The sequence below is a fragment of the Rhodopila globiformis genome (assembly GCF_002937115.1).
GTDB lineage: Bacteria > Pseudomonadota > Alphaproteobacteria > Acetobacterales > Acetobacteraceae > Rhodopila > Rhodopila globiformis.
Map to the genome: position 1 here is coordinate 1 of NZ_NHRY01000243.1, position 16,866 is coordinate 16,866.

The 16,866-nt window shown below is 67.0% G+C and carries 17 protein-coding genes; 11 read left to right on the forward strand and 6 right to left on the reverse strand.

All coding sequences use genetic code 11. The annotated features are described in order from the left end of the window. The first annotated feature begins 203 nt into the window (after positions 1 to 203). The 7 genes from CCS01_RS24465 to CCS01_RS24495 all read left to right on the forward strand — a co-directional run bounded on the left by CCS01_RS24465 (position 204) and on the right by CCS01_RS24495 (position 8,009). The gene (locus CCS01_RS24465) at positions 204 to 1,253 is read left to right on the forward strand and encodes an acyltransferase family protein (protein WP_275112955.1); all 1,050 of its coding nucleotides are present in this window, start codon (positions 204 to 206) and stop codon (positions 1,251 to 1,253) included. A gap of 660 nt (positions 1,254 to 1,913) precedes the next feature. Further along, positions 1,914 to 2,621 (forward strand): protocatechuate 3,4-dioxygenase subunit beta, encoded by a 708-nt coding sequence (pcaH, locus tag CCS01_RS24470; RefSeq protein WP_239992380.1) that lies wholly within the window; start codon positions 1,914 to 1,916, stop codon positions 2,619 to 2,621. A gap of 1 nt (position 2,622) precedes the next feature. Further along, complete coding sequence (pcaG, locus tag CCS01_RS24475; protein WP_104521384.1) at positions 2,623 to 3,144, forward strand: protocatechuate 3,4-dioxygenase subunit alpha; 522 nt, start codon at positions 2,623 to 2,625, stop codon at positions 3,142 to 3,144. Then, positions 3,144 to 5,009: a bifunctional sugar phosphate isomerase/epimerase/4-hydroxyphenylpyruvate dioxygenase family protein gene (locus tag CCS01_RS24480; RefSeq protein ID WP_104521385.1), complete on the forward strand. Its 1,866-nt coding sequence runs from the start codon at positions 3,144 to 3,146 to the stop codon at positions 5,007 to 5,009. The genes pcaG and CCS01_RS24480 overlap by 1 nt, the downstream gene beginning before the upstream one ends. A 45-nt stretch (positions 5,010 to 5,054) precedes the next feature. After that, complete coding sequence (locus CCS01_RS24485; protein ID WP_104521386.1) at positions 5,055 to 6,290, forward strand: ABC transporter substrate-binding protein; 1,236 nt, start codon at positions 5,055 to 5,057, stop codon at positions 6,288 to 6,290. Between the two features lie 162 nt (positions 6,291 to 6,452). After that, on the forward strand, positions 6,453 to 7,598 hold the full coding sequence (locus CCS01_RS24490) for a thiolase C-terminal domain-containing protein (protein WP_104521387.1): 1,146 nt from the start codon (positions 6,453 to 6,455) through the stop codon (positions 7,596 to 7,598). A 3-nt stretch (positions 7,599 to 7,601) separates the two neighbouring features. Beyond that, positions 7,602 to 8,009 (forward strand): Zn-ribbon domain-containing OB-fold protein, encoded by a 408-nt coding sequence (locus tag CCS01_RS24495; RefSeq protein ID WP_104521388.1) that lies wholly within the window; start codon positions 7,602 to 7,604, stop codon positions 8,007 to 8,009. 36 nt (positions 8,010 to 8,045) lie between these two features. Here the strand turns inward: CCS01_RS24495 and CCS01_RS24500 are convergent, their stop codons facing one another. Then, complete coding sequence (locus CCS01_RS24500) at positions 8,046 to 8,492, reverse strand: hypothetical protein (protein ID WP_146101945.1); 447 nt, start codon at positions 8,490 to 8,492, stop codon at positions 8,046 to 8,048. Next, complete coding sequence (locus CCS01_RS24505) at positions 8,471 to 8,875, reverse strand: HEPN domain-containing protein (protein WP_104521390.1); 405 nt, start codon at positions 8,873 to 8,875, stop codon at positions 8,471 to 8,473. The genes CCS01_RS24500 and CCS01_RS24505 overlap by 22 nt, the downstream gene beginning before the upstream one ends. Before the next feature lie 168 nt (positions 8,876 to 9,043). On the opposite strand from CCS01_RS24505, the gene CCS01_RS24510 reads away from it, so the two are divergent. The 3 genes from CCS01_RS24510 to ychF are packed head-to-tail and all read left to right on the forward strand — an operon-like array spanning position 9,044 to position 11,390. Continuing rightward, on the forward strand, positions 9,044 to 9,709 hold the full coding sequence (locus tag CCS01_RS24510; protein WP_104521391.1) for a 50S ribosomal protein L25/general stress protein Ctc: 666 nt from the start codon (positions 9,044 to 9,046) through the stop codon (positions 9,707 to 9,709). A gap of 11 nt (positions 9,710 to 9,720) precedes the next feature. Next, positions 9,721 to 10,296: an aminoacyl-tRNA hydrolase gene (gene pth / locus CCS01_RS24515; RefSeq protein WP_408887508.1), complete on the forward strand. Its 576-nt coding sequence runs from the start codon at positions 9,721 to 9,723 to the stop codon at positions 10,294 to 10,296. After that, positions 10,296 to 11,390, forward strand: a complete 1,095-nt coding sequence (gene ychF, locus CCS01_RS24520) for a redox-regulated ATPase YchF (protein ID WP_104521393.1) — start codon at positions 10,296 to 10,298, stop codon at positions 11,388 to 11,390. The genes pth and ychF overlap by 1 nt, the downstream gene beginning before the upstream one ends. A 331-nt stretch (positions 11,391 to 11,721) precedes the next feature. Here ychF and gatA read toward each other — a convergent pair whose 3' ends face one another. Together gatA and gatC are read right to left on the reverse strand one after the other, a co-directional pair. Continuing rightward, positions 11,722 to 13,200, reverse strand: a complete 1,479-nt coding sequence (gene gatA / locus CCS01_RS24525) for an Asp-tRNA(Asn)/Glu-tRNA(Gln) amidotransferase subunit GatA (protein ID WP_104521394.1) — start codon at positions 13,198 to 13,200, stop codon at positions 11,722 to 11,724. Next, entirely contained in the window at positions 13,200 to 13,487 is a 288-nt protein-coding gene (gatC, locus tag CCS01_RS24530) for an Asp-tRNA(Asn)/Glu-tRNA(Gln) amidotransferase subunit GatC (protein WP_104521395.1), read from the reverse strand. Before gatC ends, gatA begins: the two co-directional genes overlap by 1 nt. 50 nt (positions 13,488 to 13,537) lie before the next feature. Here gatC and ruvX point away from each other — a divergent pair, with 50 nt between their 5' ends. Next, positions 13,538 to 14,062 (forward strand): Holliday junction resolvase RuvX, encoded by a 525-nt coding sequence (gene ruvX, locus CCS01_RS24535; protein ID WP_104521396.1) that lies wholly within the window; start codon positions 13,538 to 13,540, stop codon positions 14,060 to 14,062. A 73-nt stretch (positions 14,063 to 14,135) separates the two neighbouring features. Here ruvX and CCS01_RS24540 read toward each other — a convergent pair whose 3' ends face one another. Both CCS01_RS24540 and CCS01_RS24550 read right to left on the reverse strand, forming a co-directional pair. Then, positions 14,136 to 14,975, reverse strand: coding sequence for a Rossmann-fold NAD(P)-binding domain-containing protein (locus CCS01_RS24540; protein WP_146101946.1), 840 nt, complete (start codon positions 14,973 to 14,975; stop codon positions 14,136 to 14,138). Between the two features lie 439 nt (positions 14,976 to 15,414). Next, complete coding sequence (locus CCS01_RS24550) at positions 15,415 to 16,815, reverse strand: homospermidine synthase (protein ID WP_104521399.1); 1,401 nt, start codon at positions 16,813 to 16,815, stop codon at positions 15,415 to 15,417. Between the last annotated feature and the right edge of the window lie 51 nt (positions 16,816 to 16,866).

Genomic DNA, 16,866 nt, shown 5'->3' on the forward strand with positions numbered 1-16,866 from the left:
AACAGGTCGGTATCGCGCATGGATGATGGCTCCGGTCGGTTCGTTCCCAAGCCATGCCAGACAGCGCGTTATGCGCAAACCCCCGTCTGCGCCAGATGCCGTCAAACCAAATTCGGCTTCGTGGCTAGCCAGCGCTTGGCCGACAAGCGCTCCCAGACACTCAACCTCTGCGTGCGGGCCACCCATCCGAAATAGCGAGGAGCCTGGTATTTCTTACCCATGCCAGCATGAGAGAATTTTCTGGCGGGTTGCTCTGGCAGATCAATCCTTACGGTCAGGATGCTGTCACGGTATTCTTTGTTCTTTCAGGCTTTGTAATCGCCTATGTCACCCATCGCCGTGAGACTGACGCGGGCACCTATGCCTTGCACCGCGCGGCCAGGATCTACTCAGTTGCCGTGCCAGCGTTACTTCTGACGTTGATGCTGGATTCCCTCAGTAGCCACTTTGGAAAATCAACATCGATACTCACACATTGGACTGCCGCTCGTGATGCGATCTCCTTCCCCTTGGGCGTGGCGTTTTTGGGTGAGGTTTGGAGTGGTCATCTTTTTCCAGGGACCAACGGGCCTTACTGGTCGCTGGGCTTTGAGGTGCCCTACTACCTGATTTTCGGAATCGTCCACTTTGGGCGGCGCCCCTGGAACTGGATCGGCGCCCTTCTGCTGCTGGCTGTCTTCGGTCCCAAGATAGCCCTTATGTTTGCATCCTGGCTCATTGGGCTTACATGCTATCGGGTGAGCATCCGCGTCCCGTGCAGCTACACGCGCACTGGCTTGGTACTATGGCTGACCTCGACTGTTGCCTTAATTGCCATCGCAGCGTTAGAGACGGTCGGGGTCCCCATTTACCAGCCGCTTGAACTGACCTTAGCGGACATGCACTCATACCTGCATTACCTGCTACTCAGCCTGATGGTCGGCATCAACATCCTTGGCCTGCATCTGGCCAGTGACGCCCTTCTCCCGGTGGCGCGCCGCATTGGCCGTCCGATCGGATGGTTGGCCGGGGCATCATTCTCGCTCTATTTGTTTCATATGCCGTTAATAATCTTTGTTGCTGAGGTCTCGCCTTGGCCGGTTACCGCGTGGCCGACACGCACAATGGTCTTTATCGGAGTGCCGCTGGCCGCCCTGGCGCTCGCGGAGATTACGGAGCGGCGGAAGGACCTATGGCGCGACGGCTTGCTAACGATGGCCAACAGGCTCCGCCTCGTGTCATGGGCCGTGATATTACGTGGCGGCGGACCCTGACGGCAGAGCGGGCTGATTCCGCGCAGCGAACGGCCTGGAAGGCTCGACGATTGAGGCTCGCCAATTCCGGCTCTTCATAGGTCTGATGGTATTGATTCCAATCATCGGGTGAAGATCCTGTGCGATGCGAAGCCCTTTATCTCTTCTGACGGGCCTCCTGTTCACGACACCAAGCCACCGTCGGCCTGATCGGATTACGATGCCTAGCTGATGCCATCGCTCGCGAACTATGAGCTGGAGCGCTCCCGTCCAGGACAGAAGCGTTCCAGCAGGCGGTACCGATTCCGCTTGAGCGTGTCCGGGTGGTCGCGCACGCGCAGGTATTTGAAGATGCCGCAGCGTTTTCGCCGTTGTTGGTGCGTGCGTAACTAACTAGTACCTCTGGACAGTGATCTCGATAGGTTGAGCGTTGGCGGAACGGTTCGGAGATGTCGGGCCGATCCAGCTTGGTCACAACCTCAACATGTAGCGGCGGCAAACCCTCAAAAAGAACCTTCGTTCCCAGATTTAGTCGCCTTTCGGCCGTCGAAACCCCATTGCCTATTCAACGTCATGTGCAACGGGGCGGGCTGGGCAACCGGTCATAACCTCTGTGCAGAGGCACTACCCGGTTCACCCACAGGGATGAACCCGCCGGCACCCGCCGGGACAGGAGGAAACATGACAACAAACACCGCGCCTTTCCGGCCGATGACCGCCGGATCCCAGCCGCCGAACGACACGCCGGAGTATGGCAGCACCCGCCTACGCCATCCGACGCGGCCACTGTTGCGCATCCCGCAGGGCGTGACGGAAACCACCAGCCCAATATTTGCCGAATCACGCTTCCCGCCGATCGCCGATTTGTCCATGGCCACCGGCAAGCCCGCGCTGGGCGAGCGCATCATCGTCCGCGGCCGCGTCATCGACGAGGACGAACGGCCGGTCCCGAACACCATGATCGAGATCTGGCAGGCCAACGCCGCCGGCCGCTACGACCATCCGGGTGACCAGCACGACGCGCCGCTGGACCCGAACTTCCACGGCGAGGGGCGGGTGTTCACCGATACCGACGGCTGGTACCAGTTCGTCAGCGTCAAGCCGGGCTCCTATCCCTGGGGCAACCACTACAACGCCTGGCGCCCGAACCACATCCACTACTCGCTGTTCGGCACCGGCTTCGGGCAGCGGCTGATCACCCAGATGTATTTCCCCGGCGACCCGTTGCTGGCGCTCGACCCGATCTACCTGTCGGTGCCCGACCCCGCGGCGCGGGAGCGGCTGATCGCCAGGTTCGACCTCGACATCACCGCGCCGGCCCGGGCGCTGGGCTACCGGTTCGATTTCGTCTTGCGCGGCCGCAACGCCACGCCAATCGAGCAGGCCTGAGATGGCCGTCGCAACCGCCAACCAGACCATCGGCCCATACTGGCACCTGATCGAGGACGCATCCTGGGCGGACCTGACCCGGTTCGGCGCGGCCGGAGACAGGATCGTGCTGACCGGCACGGTCACCGACGGCGCCGGCGACCGGGTGACCGACGCCGCGATCGAGATCTGGCAGAGCAGCCCGCCGGCCTCGCCCGACTTCCCCGCCTATGGCCGCTGCCGCACCGACGGCACCGGCGCCTTCCGCTTCATCACGCTGAAGCCGGGGCCGGTCGCGGGGGTGGGGAACGCACAGCAGGCGCCGCACATCGCCATTACCATCTTCGCCCGCGGCCTGCTGCAGGCGCTGACGACCCGGCTGTATTTCCAGGATGAGCCTCTGAACGAAACCGACCCGGTGCTGTCGCTGATCGAGGACGCGGCCCGGCGCCGGACGCTGATCGCCCAACCGGTCGCGCCCGGCGCCTGGCACCTCGACATCCGCCTGCAAGGGGACAACGAGACAGTCTTCATGGAGGTCTGATGGCGCCCTTGCCGAAGTCGATCGCGACGGTCTCGATCAGCGGCATGCTTGCGGAAAAGCTGGAGGCGATCGCCGCCATCGGCTTCGACGGGGTGGAGATCTTCGAGAACGACCTGCTGACCTTCGACGGCACGCCCGGGGACGTGCGCTACCTGGCCGAGAGCCTGGGCCTGGCGATCACCTGCTTCCAGCCGTTCCGCGACTTCGAGTCGATGCCGGAGCCGCAGCGCACCCGCAACCTGGACCGGGCGGAGCGCAAGTTCGACGTCATGCAGGAACTCGGCACCGACCTGCTGCTGGTGTGCAGCAACGTCTCGCCGGCGGCCATCGGCGACGACCAGCGGGCCGCGGCGGACCTGGCGGAAATCGCCGAACGCGCGCACCGCCGCGGCCTGCGCGTCGGGTTCGAGGCGCTGGCCTGGGGGCGCCATATCAGCACCTGGCGGCATGCGTGGCAGGTGGTGGCGGTGGCCGGCCACCCGGCGCTCGGCTTGATCCTGGACAGTTTCCACACCCTGGCGCTGGGGGATGACCTGTCGGCGCTGCCGATGGTGCCGGCGGAGAAGATCTTCTTCGCCCAGTTGGCCGACGCGCCGAAGCTGTCGATGGACGTGCTGTCCTGGAGTCGGCATTTCCGCAACTTCCCCGGCCAGGGACAGTTGCCGGTCGCCGCCTTCGTGCGCGACCTTATCGCGGCCGGCTATCGCGGCCCGCTGTCGCTGGAAATCTTCAACGACGAGTTCCGCGCCGCCCCCGCCCGGTTGATGGCGCGCGACGGGCTGCGCTCGCTGCTGCTGGTGGAGGCCGAGGCCGGCGCGACCACGCTGCCCGACGTGCCGCGCTGCGACGGCATCGAGTTCCTGGAATTCGCCGTCGATGACGACAGCGGCCGTCGCCTTGGCGAGGCCCTGCGCTCTCTCGGCTTCCACTATGCCGGCCGGCACCGCTCGAAATCCGTCGATCTGTTCCGCCAGGGGCGGATCAACCTGATCCTGAACAGCGAGCAGGACAGCGCCGCGGCCGAGCATTTCCACTTCCACGGTCCCTCGGTCTGCGCCATGGCGTTCCGGGTGGACGACGCGCAGCGCGCGGTCCGCCGGGCCGAGGCGCTGCTCTGCCCGGAATGGCGCGAGCGCACCGGCCCCGGCGAGCGGCAGATCGCGGCGCTGCGGGCGCCGGACGGCACGCTGCTTTACTTGGTGGAGCCGGCCGCCGACGGGTCCACGATCTATGACGTCGATTTCCAGATGTTCGGGGACGCCGCCCCCGCGCCGCTGCTGGACGCGGTCGATCACGTGGCGCAGGCGCTGCCGGTGGGACGGATGGACAATTTCGTCCTGTTCTACCGCGCGCTGTTCGGCTTCAGGCCGGAGCCGCTGTGGGAAATCCCCGACGCGATGGGGCTGATCCAGAGCCGGACGATGACCAGCGCCGGGCAGACGATCCGGCTGCCGCTGAACGTCTCGGAAAGCCGGGAAACGGCAACGGGCCGGTTCCTGACCACCTTCTCCGGCGCCGGGGTGCAGCACATTGCGATGGCGAGCCCGGATATCCAGCACGCGGTGGTGCAGCTTGAATCGCGCGGCGCGCAGTTTCTGCCGATCCCTGGGAACTACTACGAAGACATCGCGGCTAAATGGGGCCTGGCGGACGCCCACGTGGCCATGTTGCAGGCGCACAACATCCTGTTTGACCGCGACGAGGCAGGCGATTTCCTGCACGCCTACACCCATCCGTTCGATGACCGGTTCTTCTTCGAGATCGTGCAGCGCATCGGCGGCTACCGGCAGTATGGCGCGGCGAATGCCTCGGTCCGCCTGGCGGCGCAGGCGAAACGACGGCCGGGTGCCGGTTTGCGCGCATGAGGCGATGCGGCGTCCGGCCCGGACAGGAATTACAAGAGGAACGGAATGACACAGGATACGTCCGGCTTGCTCGTTCCGCGCCGCAAGGCCCTGCTGGGCGCCGCCGCCCTGGCCGCTGCGCCGCTGGCCGCGCCGCACATTGCGCGCGCGGTGGAGCCGATACGCATCGGCCTGCTGCTGGCCAAGACCGGGCAGATCGCGACGCAGACGGATTATCTCGCCAACGGTACGTTCCTGGCGATGCACGAACGCGGCAACACCATCGCCGGGCGGCCGGCCGAGCTGGTCTGGCTGGATGAGCCAACGCCACAGGCGGCGATGCAGGCCATGCAGGAACTGGTGCAGGAGGACAAGGTCTGCGCTGTGCTGGGCGGATCGCTGTCGTCGAACGCCCTGGCCGAGGAAGCCACCGCGGCGCGGTTGCAGATCCCGTTCGTCTGCAACAATGCCGCGGCGACCGATATCACCGGAAAGAACTGCAACCGCTACACGTTCCGGCTGAACACGCCGGTTGTCGTGCAGCAGCGCATGCTGGCGCCGTATGCGCTGAAAAGCGGCAAGCGCTGGTACCACATCACCGCGTCCTGTGCATTCGGGCAGGACATCCTGCGCACCTCCCGCGCCCTGCTGAAAGCCGCCGGCGGGACCGAGATCGGCGCGGACGAGGTGCCGCAGAACACGGCCGATTTCAGTTCGTTTATCCTGAAGATCCGCGAGGCGCGGCCGGATGTGGTGGTGGGCGGCCTGCCCGCGGAGGACCTGTCCACGTTCCTGAAGCAGTGGAACGCACTTGGCATGAAGGGGCGGATTCCATTCATGGAGATCGCCATCGGCGATACCGACATCTGGGCGATTGGTCCGGAAGCGGCGACCGGAACGTTCACCACGATGTGGTATTACAGGAATCCCGCCAATCCGCCCGAGGAACAGGCATTTGCCGCCGCCTATACAAAGAAATACCGCAAGCCCCCGGCGGACAGTGCGTGGATGGGCTGGATCGCCGCCCGTTCCCTATTCGAATCGATCGACGCGGCGCGTTCGACCGGGCCGATGGCGATCATCGAGGCCTTGGAAGCGTGGAAGGTGCAGGCCGGTCCGTTGACTTACGGCTATCGCCGGTTCGATCACCAGATGCTGGCGCGGAACCTGGCGGTGACGGTAAAGGCGAAGCTCGCCGATCGCTGGGATTATTTCGATGTAGATGCGACGCTGCCGGAGAATATCACCGATTTGAATAAGGTTTTTGGGACGCGGGAGGAGATTGGGTGCGAGTTGGGATAGGGTGGCTGTGCAACCCTGGCCGGACTTGTTCCGTTGCTCGCTCGTCATGGCCGGGCGATCCACCTCCCGCCGGCGACTCGTTGCGGATGGCAGCCCGGGTGGATTTGACGATCGGCTTCGGCTGACCGAACCTGGGGCGGTCCAGGGAACAGGAGCCGCCCCATGTCGCTGCGCGAAGCAGGCGCCATCACCGGCGTTGGTGAAACGAAATATCTGCGCGGAACCGACCGCACGCCGCTGTCGCTGCAGCTGGAAGCCTCGCTGGCCGCGGTTCGCGATGCCGGGCTGAAGCCGTCGGACATCGATGGCCTGATCCCATATGGCCATGGCGCGGTGGCCGAGGATTTCATTACCAACTTCGGCATCAGGGATCTGCGGCTTTCCGCCACCACGCCGATGGGCGGCGCCTCGGCGGTGGCATCGATCCAGTGCGCGCTGGCGGTGATCCAGGCGGGGATCTGCCGGCACGTGCTGCTCTCGCTCGGCCGCACCGGCTATTCCGGCGGCCGTATCGGCACGCGGGTGCAACAGATGCCGCAGTTCCGCGTCATCGGCGAGTTCGAGATGCCGCTCGGCGCCATCGCCCCGGCGCAGCTCTATGCCCCGATGGCGCGGCGGCACATGGAACTGTACGGCACGACGTCGCGCCAGTTCGCCGAGATCGCGGTGACGACGCGGCAACACGCCTCGCTGCAGAGCAACGCTACCATGCGGACGCCGATCACCATCGCGGACCACCAGGCCTCGCGCATGATTTCGGAACCGTTGCGGCTGCTGGATTGCTCATTGGAAAGCGACGGCGGCGCGGCGGTGGTGATCAGCGCGCCGGACCGCGCGCGCGACCTGGCGAAGCGGCCGATTATGGTGATGGGCGTGGCCGAGGGGCATCCGGATTCGCCGTCCGCCATCACGCAGCGTCCGGACCTGACGACGCTGGGTCTCGCCAAGGCGGCGCCGAAAGCCTTCGCCATGGCGGGCGTGACGCACGGCGAGATCGACGTGGCGGAGATCTACGACTGCTTCACCTACATCGTCCTGTGCCAGCTTGAGGATCTTGGCTTCTGCAAGAAGGGCGAGGGCGGCGGGTTCGTCGAGAACGGCGCGCTCGGCCTGAACGGACGGCTGCCGGTGAACACCCATGGCGGCCTGCTGTCTCAGGCGCACATGGCCGGCATGAACCACATCGTCGAACTGGCCCGCCAGTTGCGCGGCGAGGCCGAGGCGCAGGTGCCGGACGCGGAAATCGGCCTTGTCACCGGCTATGGCGACATGGGCGACGGCGCGCTCGCGATCATGCGGAGGGCCTGAGCGATGGACGCCTACGACAAGCTGGTGCCGTCGCCGACGCCCGATACCCAGCCGTACTGGGACGGGCTGAACGAACACAGGCTGCGCCTGCAACGTTGCGCCGATTGCGGCAAGGTGCGGCACTACCCTCGTCCGGTCTGCGACGCCTGCTGGTCGATGAACGCGGACTGGATCGACGCCTCGGGCAAGGGCACGGTGCACAGCTGGACGGTCACGCACTACGCCTTCCATCCTGGCTTCAAGGGCGACCTGCCCTATATTTTGCTGACCGTGGACCTGCCGGAAGGCGTGCGGATGAATGCCCGGGCACGCGGGCTCGCGGCGGCGGACCTGCGGGTGGGAATGCCGGTGCAGGTGGCGTTCGAGGCGGTGAAGGACGGGCTGACGCTGCCGGTGTTCGAGGCGGCCTGATCCGGACGCCGCTCAGGCCGCCTTGCGGCACACCGCTCAGGCCGCCTTGCGGCGGCGCCGGCCCGGCTTGGGGGGCGGCTCGATCGTCTGCTTGTACACATAGATGTCATCGACAAGCTCACCATTGGCGATCTGGTTGGTGAACCGCTCCCCGCCAAGTTCGGGCCCTGTCGTCACCACTTCGGAGACAGTCTGGAAAATCCGGCGGTTCGGCCCGAGGATACCGACATCGTATGTCTTGAAGGCTGGCTCCGGCGCAAACCTGTCCAGGATGACATGGGCTTTCCCATACAATTCCTGCCAGCCGATCCTGCCGATATCCGGCGTTGCGATAAACAGGCGCCACCGGCCGAATTCCGCCTCAAGGTACCAGAAGGCAGCCAGGATCGTCACGTCGTCCTGTTCCAGGGCGCGCACGAATGCCGCGCCCTGCTCGATCATCTTCCGGGTCAGCGGTGCCATCACCACCACTGTTTCAGCCATGGCAAAATGCCTCCACGTTCAGCAACCGCATGCAGAAGCTTCCGACATTCATCCGCATCGGTTCCTGACCCATATCGCACTTCGACGCTCCAGGTGGAAACCACATCCCAGTTTTTCTGGACAGACAGCGGTGCCTGTTCCAGTTCCCGCTTCAGCAATGCCAGTTCCAGCAGCTTCTTCAGATCGTGCGTAAACGCCCTCTCGGCCGTCCGTCGGTCCGGAAACTCATACCGTATCGTCGCCTGCGCAACCCGTGCCTTCAGCGCGCACTCGACCGCCAGCCCCGCCAGGTAATACGCCGCGTCGTATCGTCCCGCGGCGAACAACACCTTTGCGTCCGCCACGCGCGCAAGTGCGAGCCTCTGGAAGTCACGCCGGAGCATCTTGGATCATGCCGCACACCACACACCCCGGCTCCTAAACCCCCTTCCTTAACACCCCCTTAACGCCCCCGACCCGGCATAAACCCTTGCCCCTGCCTCCCTCATCCGCTAAACGCCCCACCGCGCCGGCACCCCTGGAGGCCGGCGTTTGTCATTCAGGAGCATATCATGGCCAACGTTGTGACCATCGAGGCCGAGGTACGCGCGCGAAGCGGTAAGGGGGCGGCGCGCGCGACCCGGCGGGCAGGCAAGGTGCCTGCTGTCATCTATGGCGGTAAGCAGGAACCCAGCCTGATCGCGCTCGACCCCCGCGTCGTGATCCGCGAACTGCACCGGGCCGGCTGGCAGTCCCGCCTGTACGAGATCCAGACCGGTGCCGAACCGATCCGCGCGCTGATCCGCGGCGTGCAGTTCCACCCGGTCTCCGACGCGCCCGAGCACGTCGATTTCCAGCGCCTCGTCGGCGGCCAGCAGATCAAGGTTGCGGTGCCGGTCCACTTCGAGAACGACGGCATCAGCCCCGGCCTGAAGCGCGGCGCCGTGCTGAACGTCGTCCGCCATGCGGTCGAGGTGTACTGCGATTCGGACCATATCCCCGAGCAGTTCACCGCCGACCTCGGCCCGCTGGACTTCAACGACAACGTCCGCTGGCATGACCTGAAGGGCACCGAGAACGTCAAGCCGGTGATCGCCCGCGACTTCGTGGTGGCCACCGTCGTGCCGCCGACGAAGATCGAGGTCGCCGCCACTGACGCCGCCGCTGGCGCGGCTCCCGCCGCCGGTGCCAAGGCGCCCGCGAAGGCCCCCGCCAAGGCGGCGGCCAAGAAGGGCTGATCATCGTGACCCTGCTCTGGATCGGCCTCGGCAATCCGGAGCCCGGGATGGCGGCCAACCGCCACAACATCGGCTTCATGGCCCTCGATGCGATTACCGCCCGCCACGGCTTCTCGCCGTGGCGGCGGCGCTTCAAGGGCGTGACCGCCGAAGGCACCATCGCCGGCCACAGGATCCTGGCGCTGAAGCCGCTGACCTACATGAACGCCTCGGGCGAGTCGGTGCAGGAGGCCGCGGCGTTCTACAAGCTGCCGATCGAGGCGATCACCGCGTTCCATGACGAGCTTGACCTTGCTCCCGGCAAGGTGCGGGTCAAGCAGGGCGGCGGCGCGGCCGGGCACAACGGCCTGCGCAGCATGGACCGGATGCTGGGGACGCAGAACTACTGGCGGGTCCGCCTGGGCATCGGCCATCCCGGCTCGAAAGAGCGGGTGCTCGGCTACGTGCTGGGCGATTTCGCCAAGGCCGACAAGCCGTGGCTGGAGACGCTGCTGGACGCGGTGGCGGATGCCGCGCCGTTCCTGGCGCAGGGCAAGCCGGCGGATTTCATGACCAGAGTCGCATTGCTGACACAGGATAACGGCTGATGGGTTTCAACTGCGGCATTGTCGGGCTGCCGAACGTCGGCAAGTCCACCCTGTTCAACGCCCTGACCGCGACCGCCGCGGCGCAGGCGGCGAACTACCCGTTCTGCACCATCGAGCCGAATGTCGGCCGCGTCGCCGTGCCCGACCCGCGCCTGGAGGTGCTGGGCGAAATCGGCAAGTCGGTGAAGATCGTCCCGACCAGCCTGGAATTCGTCGACATCGCCGGCCTGGTGCGCGGCGCGTCCAAGGGCGAGGGCCTGGGCAACCAGTTCCTGGCCAACATCCGCGAGGTGGACGCCATCATCCACGTGCTGCGCTGCTTCGAGGACAGCGACATCACCCATGTCGAAGGCTCGATCGACCCGCTGCGCGACATCGAGGTGGTGGAAACCGAGTTGATGCTGTCCGACCTGGAAAGCCTGGAACGCCGGCTGACCCAGGCGCAGAAGCGCGCCCGCGGCGGCGACAAGGAGAGCATCGCCGCGATCGCCATCATGGAGCCCCTGGTTGCCGCCCTGCAGGAAGGCAAGCCCGCCCGCACCGCCATCCCGCCGGGCGAGGAGGAAGCCGTCCGCCGCCTGCAGCTGCTGACCTCCAAGCCCGTGCTGTACGTCTGCAACGTCGAGGAAGCCTCGGCCGCCAGCGGCAACGCGTTCTCCGAGCGGGTGCGCACCTGGGCCGCGGAACAGGGCGCCCCGACGATCGTCGTCTCCGCCGCGATCGAGGCCGAGGTGTCGCAGCTGCCGCCGGAGGACCGCCGGGAATTCCTGGACGGCCTGGGCCTGACGCAGAGCGGCCTGGATAAGGTGATCCGCGCCGGCTACGACCTGCTGGAGCTGGTGACCTATTTCACCTGCGGCCCGAAGGAAACCCACGCCTGGACGATCACCAAGGGCACCCGTGCGCCGCAGGCCGCCGCCGTGATCCACAAGGACTTCGAGCGCGGCTTCATCGCCTGCGAAACCATCGCCTATGACGACTACGTCGCCTGCCGCGGCGAGCAGGGCGCCAAGGAAGCCGGCAAGATGCGGGTCGAGGGCAAGGCCTACGTGGTCAAGGACGGCGACGTGCTACTGTTCCGCTTCAACGTGTGACACCGCCTATGGTCGCGGTGCGTGTGCGCGCAACCGGCGAAGTGGATGGTTTCGTGCGGAGACGTTCTCCGGGAGGATGACGGCAGACCGCAGGCCGGTTGGAACGGGACGACGGCGCGTGTTCATCGTCATGGCGGGCGCAGGGCCCATTGGCGTTAGAATAGCGGCGCGGCGGCACGATGCTTGCCATTCCGTCATGGCCCGGCTTGTCCGGGCCACCTGTCGCGGCACAGTGCTGGAATAGGTGGCCCGGACAAGCCGGGCCATGACGATGAAGCAACAGCCAGACCTGATTTAACGCCAATGCTGTCCATCCCTGCGGGGTGGGGCGTCAGCCCCCGGCCCGCACCTGCGGCAGCGCGCTGAACCCCGCTGCCTGCTCGATCGCCGCGGAAACGGCGAACACCGTCTCCTCGTCGAACGGCTTGCCGATGACCTGCAGCCCGAGCGGCAGCCCGTTGGCGTCCAGCCCGGCCGGGATCGAGATCGCCGGCACGCCGGCCAGGTTGGCCGGCACGGTGAACACGTCGTTCAGGTACATCTTGATCGGGTCGTCCATGTTCTCGCCCTGGGCGAAAGCGGCGGACGGCGCCGTCGGGGTCAGCAGCGCGTCCACCCGGGTGAAGGCGTCGGTGAAGTCCTTCAGGATCAGCGCCCGGATCTTCTGCGCACGTAGGTAATACGCGTCGTAGTAGCCCGCCGACAGCACATAGGTGCCGATCAGGATGCGGCGGCGAACCTCGGGGCCGAAGCCCTCGGCGCGTGTGCGTTCATACAGGTCGCGCAGGTCCTTGCCGTCCTGCCGCAGGCCGAAGCGCACGCCGTCGTAGCGGGCGAGGTTGGACGACGCCTCGGCCGGCGCGACGATATAGTAGGTGCCGAGCCCGTATTTCGTGTGCGGCAGCGAGACGTCGACGATCTCGGCCCCCGCGGCGCGCAGCCAGTCCAGGCCCTGCTGCCACAGCGCCTCGATCTCCGACGGCATGCCGTCCGAGCGGTATTCCTTCGGCACGCCGATGCGCAATCCCTTCACGCCGCGGGCGCAGGCAGCCTCGAAATCCGGCACCGGCACCGGGGCCGAGGTGGAATCCTTCGGGTCATGCCCGGCCATCGACCCCAGCAGGATGGCGCCGTCGCGCACCGTGCGGGCGAATGGCCCCGGGTGGTCCAGCGACGAAGCGAACGCCACCACGCCCCAGCGCGAGCAGCGCCCGTATGTCGGCTTGACCCCGACCAGGCCGCAGAACGAGGCCGGCTGGCGGATCGAGCCGCCGGTGTCGGTTCCCGTCGCCCCCATCGCCAGCCGCGCCGCGACCGCCGCCGCGGAGCCGCCGGAGGAGCCGCCCGGCACCAGCACGGCAGCCTGGTCCTGCCTGCGCTTCCACGGGTTCTCCACCGGGCCATAGGCCGAGGTCATGTTCGACGAGCCCATGGCGAACTCGTCCAGGTTCGCCTTGCCCAGGAACACCGCGCCGTCGCGCAGCAGGTTGGCGGTGACGGTGCTTTCGTAGGGCGGCACGAACGGGCCCAGCATCTTGCTGCCTGCGGTGGTGCGCACGCCCTCGGTGCAGAACAGGTCCTTGATCGCCAGCGGGATGCCGGTCAGCGCCCGCCCTTCCCCGGCCGCAAGGGCGGCGTCGGCGGCGCGGGCCTGGTCCAGCGCCCGGGCATGGCTGACGGTGATGTAGGCGTTCAGCCGCGGGTTCAGCGCCTCGATGGCGTGCAGGTGCGCCATCGTCAGCTCCTCGGCGGAGAAGTCCTTCGCCCGCAGCCCGTCGCGGGCCGCGGCGATCGTCAGGTCGGTCAGCATCACTCGACAACCTTTGGCACGGCGTAGAAATTCCCGATCCGTTCGGGGGCGTTGGACAGGATCTTGTCCGGATATCCGCCATCGGTGACGACATCCTCGCGCATCGCCAGCGCCATGGTGGCGGCGCCGGTCAGCGGCGCGATGCCGGTGACGTCGACCTCGTTCAACTGCTCGATCCAGCCGAGAATGCCATTGAGTTCATTGCGCAGGTTCTCGACCTCGTGCTCTTCCACCCGGATGCGGGCGAGCGAGGCGATGCGGCGGACGGTCGCGTGATCGAGCGACATGCGATGGGATTTCCTTGGCTGGACGAGAGGGCGGGACCATAACGACGCGCATGGCGGTATTCAACCTGAGGGAGTTGCTGGCGTCGCTCGGCGGCGACCAGCGCGTGCTGGGCATCGACCCGGGCAGCAAGACCATCGGCCTCGCTTTGTCCGATGTGCGGCGGCGGCTGGCCTCGCCCTATGGCAGCCTGAAGCGGGGCAAGCTGAAGGCGAACGCGGCCGAGATCGCGACGATCGCGTTGCGCGAAGGCGTCTATGGCCTGGTCGTCGGCCTGCCGCTGTCGATGGACGGCACCGCCGGCCCGGCGGCGCAGGCGGCGCGCGACTGGACGCACGCCCTGTCGGACGCCATCGGCCTGCCGGCGGCGCTGTGGGACGAGCGGCTGTCGAGCGCTGCGGTGAACCGGTTTCTCATCCAGGAAGCCGATCTGACGCGGGCGAAGCGGGCCGAGGCGGTGGACCGGGCGGCAGCGGCGTGGATGCTGCAGGCGGCGCTGGACAGTTGCCGGCAGGCGGTGGACGCAGGCGATACCGCCGGGATTGACGACATCGCGCCGTCGTTGCGCGGCAAGTAGCGGCGCGGCTTCCTGCGGCGGCAAGAGATGACAACCCGGTGCTGGATCGGCGGCGGGTTGCCGGTGCCGCCCGTCATCGCTTGCTGGCGGATGCCCCACTCCAGACCGTTGCTCCCTTGATCTGATGCGAGTCCTGCCGCTTGGTGGTGCTGACCCAGACCTCGTCGCGGGGTGGCTTCGCCTCCTGCACCAGGATCTGCATCCGTTCCTGTGCCGACGGCGGCTTGTCCGGCACCGGCTTGCCCAGCGACAGCCCGATCGTCTGCTCCGCCATATCGTTGATCGCCTTCACCGCGACGGCCGATCCGCGAGTCATTTCCAGCGAGATCGCGGTCGCCTCCTCGGCGAAATGGCGCAGGTCGCGTGACAGTGCCACCGCCTCGCGATGCGCGGCGGTACCGCCCGCGGCCAGCCGATCGCTGCGCTCCGCCAGGTCGCCGGCCAGATCGGCGATCCGGTTGACCTCCTTGACGGTGCTGGCATTGGCCTTCATCCGCTCGGGCACGCTCGCCAGCGTCTGCGACAACGGCCGCAGCCGCGCGCGCACGGCGGCCGCATCCGCCAGGGTATCGATGTCCCGCGCCAGCCGGGCGATGTCCTCGGCATGCGCGCCGATGGCCTGGGCGACCTCCCGGCCCAGCAGCGCCTCCTCGCCGGCGCGCTTCGCCGCCGCGGCGACGTCGGCCGCGAAGGCCTTCACGTCGGCGACCACGGCATCGACGTCGCGCCGCGACAGCGGAGCCCGGCCGTCGGTCAGCTGCCAGGACCGCTCAGCGATCCGTTCCGCCCGCACGGCCAGCGTCGTGATTTTCAGCGCGGCGTCCTGCTGCGCCTGCATCCGGGCGGACAGGGCGGTCAGGGCGCGGGACAACCCGGTCAGGATGTCCCGCTTGGCCTCTGTCTCTGGTTTCACGCGGTGGTTCACGACGGACAGGATTCCGGACCTGACGGCCATCGGCGGCCGGCATATCCAGCCTTTATGGACGACGGCGCCTAACAAGCGGTTAACCGGCGCAATAACCGGTTATTTTTCAGCCACCGCCCGATGCCCGGTGCCGTCGTCCTTGGCGCTACAGCAGACCGCAGGCCGGATGAGACCGGGCGACGGCGCGTCCTTATTGTCATGGCCCGGCTCGTCCGCATCGGCGCTGGCTTAGAGAAACAGGGCCCGGTCCGTTGCCCCTCCGTCATGGCCGGGCGCGTCCCGGCCATGACGGAGGGGCAACGGACCGGGCACCAAATCCTTCTCCAACCGTCGCCCTATCCTGATACGCATGGGGACGCGCCCGGCCATGACGATAGGGAGACGACCATGCCCGGTTCCCCCTGAAGTCAGCGCCTATGGGGCCGCGTCACCCCACGCGAAAATTCCCGAACTGCCAGGGGCACGACGCATCGACGGCTTCCGGGAACAGCAGCCCGCGGTCCAGCAGCGGGGTCCAGTCGCTGTAGGCGCCCGCCATGTCGCCCAGATAAGGCTCGGCCACCGCCAGCACCCGCTCATGATCCAGGTGGTCGGCCTCCACGGCGCCGGCGCGCGGGTTCTCGATCGCCCAGACCAGGCCGCCCAGCACCGCCGCCGTCACCTGCAGGCTGGTGGCGTTGTTGTGCGGCGCCAGGGCGCGGGCCTGCTCGATCGACAGCCGCGAGCCGTACCAGTAGGCGCCCTTGGCGTGCCCCATCAGCAGCACGCCCAGCTCGTCGATGCCGGAGACGATCTCGTCCATCATCAGCCGCTGCGTCGGCTGCTGCCGCCAGTTGCATCCGGCCAGTTCATGCACCGACAACACCGCGTCGTCGCAGGGGTGATAGGCGTAGTGTACCGTCGGGCGGTACTGCACCGTGCCAGCCTCGACCACGGAATAGTAGTCGGCGATCGAGATCGACTCGTTGTGGGTGACCAGGAAGCCGTGCAGCGGGCCGGCCAGCGGCGTCCAGGTGCGCACCCGCGTCCCGGCGCCCGGGCGCAGCAGGTAGATCGCCGCGTCGCAGCCGAACTCGTGGCGGCGCGCGTCCGGCGGCATGACCTTCTCGTGCGTGCCCCAGCCCAGTTCGCTCGGCTGGCAGCCCTCGCCGACGAAGCCGTCGATCGACCAGGTGTTGACGAACTCGCCCGGCTGCTTGGGCATCGATGCGAGCTGGGTGTCGCGCTCGGCGATGTGGATCACCTTGACGCCCAGGCCGCGCGACAGCGCCGCCCAGCCCGCCCGTGTCGCCGGGACATCCGTCTCGACACCCGTATCGCGCGCGATGTGCAGCAGCGCCCGCTTGACGAAATGCGACACCAGGCCGGGATTGGCGCCGTGCGTCAGCACCGCCGTCGGGCCGGGCTCGCCGGCCAGGGCCAGCGCGCTCTCGCGCAGCGCGTAGTTGGAGCGCTGCGACGGCGTCAGCGACGGATCGGTGTAGCCGCCGGCCCAGGGCTCGATGCAGGTGTCCAGGTACAGCGCGCCGCGCTCGCGGGCGAAGGCGATCAGCGCGACCGAGGAGACGTCCACGCTCAGATTGAGCAGGAAGTCTCCGGCGCCGAGCAGCGGGGTCAGCACGTCGCGGTAATTGTCGCGCGTCAGGGGCAGCACGGTGAACGGGATGCCGTATTCCGCGGCAATGTCCTGCCCGCGCGGGTCGCCGGACACGATGGTGATGTTCTCCCGCGGCATGTCGATATGGCGGAGGATCAGCGGCATGACTCCCTGGCCAATGCTGCCGAAGCCGAGCATGACGAGGCGGCCGCCGAAAGCGACGTGTTTCATTGATCGAATACCCTTACAAATACGAGCATGCGGCGTTACCGGCTAACCGGT

Coding starts and splice junctions, on each gene's coding strand:
- pcaH (WP_239992380.1), top strand. CDS start 1,914: ATGACAACAAACACCGCGCCTTTCCGGCCGATGACCGCCGGATCCCAG.
- pcaG (WP_104521384.1), top strand. CDS start 2,623: ATGGCCGTCGCAACCGCCAACCAGACCATCGGCCCATACTGGCACCTG.
- CCS01_RS24480 (WP_104521385.1), top strand. CDS start 3,144: ATGGCGCCCTTGCCGAAGTCGATCGCGACGGTCTCGATCAGCGGCATG.
- CCS01_RS24485 (WP_104521386.1), top strand. CDS start 5,055: ATGACACAGGATACGTCCGGCTTGCTCGTTCCGCGCCGCAAGGCCCTG.
- CCS01_RS24490 (WP_104521387.1), top strand. CDS start 6,453: ATGTCGCTGCGCGAAGCAGGCGCCATCACCGGCGTTGGTGAAACGAAA.
- CCS01_RS24495 (WP_104521388.1), top strand. CDS start 7,602: ATGGACGCCTACGACAAGCTGGTGCCGTCGCCGACGCCCGATACCCAG.
- CCS01_RS24500 (WP_146101945.1), bottom strand. CDS start 8,492: ATGGCTGAAACAGTGGTGGTGATGGCACCGCTGACCCGGAAGATGATC.
- CCS01_RS24505 (WP_104521390.1), bottom strand. CDS start 8,875: ATGCTCCGGCGTGACTTCCAGAGGCTCGCACTTGCGCGCGTGGCGGAC.
- CCS01_RS24510 (WP_104521391.1), top strand. CDS start 9,044: ATGGCCAACGTTGTGACCATCGAGGCCGAGGTACGCGCGCGAAGCGGT.
- ychF (WP_104521393.1), top strand. CDS start 10,296: ATGGGTTTCAACTGCGGCATTGTCGGGCTGCCGAACGTCGGCAAGTCC.
- gatA (WP_104521394.1), bottom strand. CDS start 13,200: ATGCTGACCGACCTGACGATCGCCGCGGCCCGCGACGGGCTGCGGGCG.
- gatC (WP_104521395.1), bottom strand. CDS start 13,487: ATGTCGCTCGATCACGCGACCGTCCGCCGCATCGCCTCGCTCGCCCGC.
- ruvX (WP_104521396.1), top strand. CDS start 13,538: ATGGCGGTATTCAACCTGAGGGAGTTGCTGGCGTCGCTCGGCGGCGAC.
- CCS01_RS24550 (WP_104521399.1), bottom strand. CDS start 16,815: ATGAAACACGTCGCTTTCGGCGGCCGCCTCGTCATGCTCGGCTTCGGC.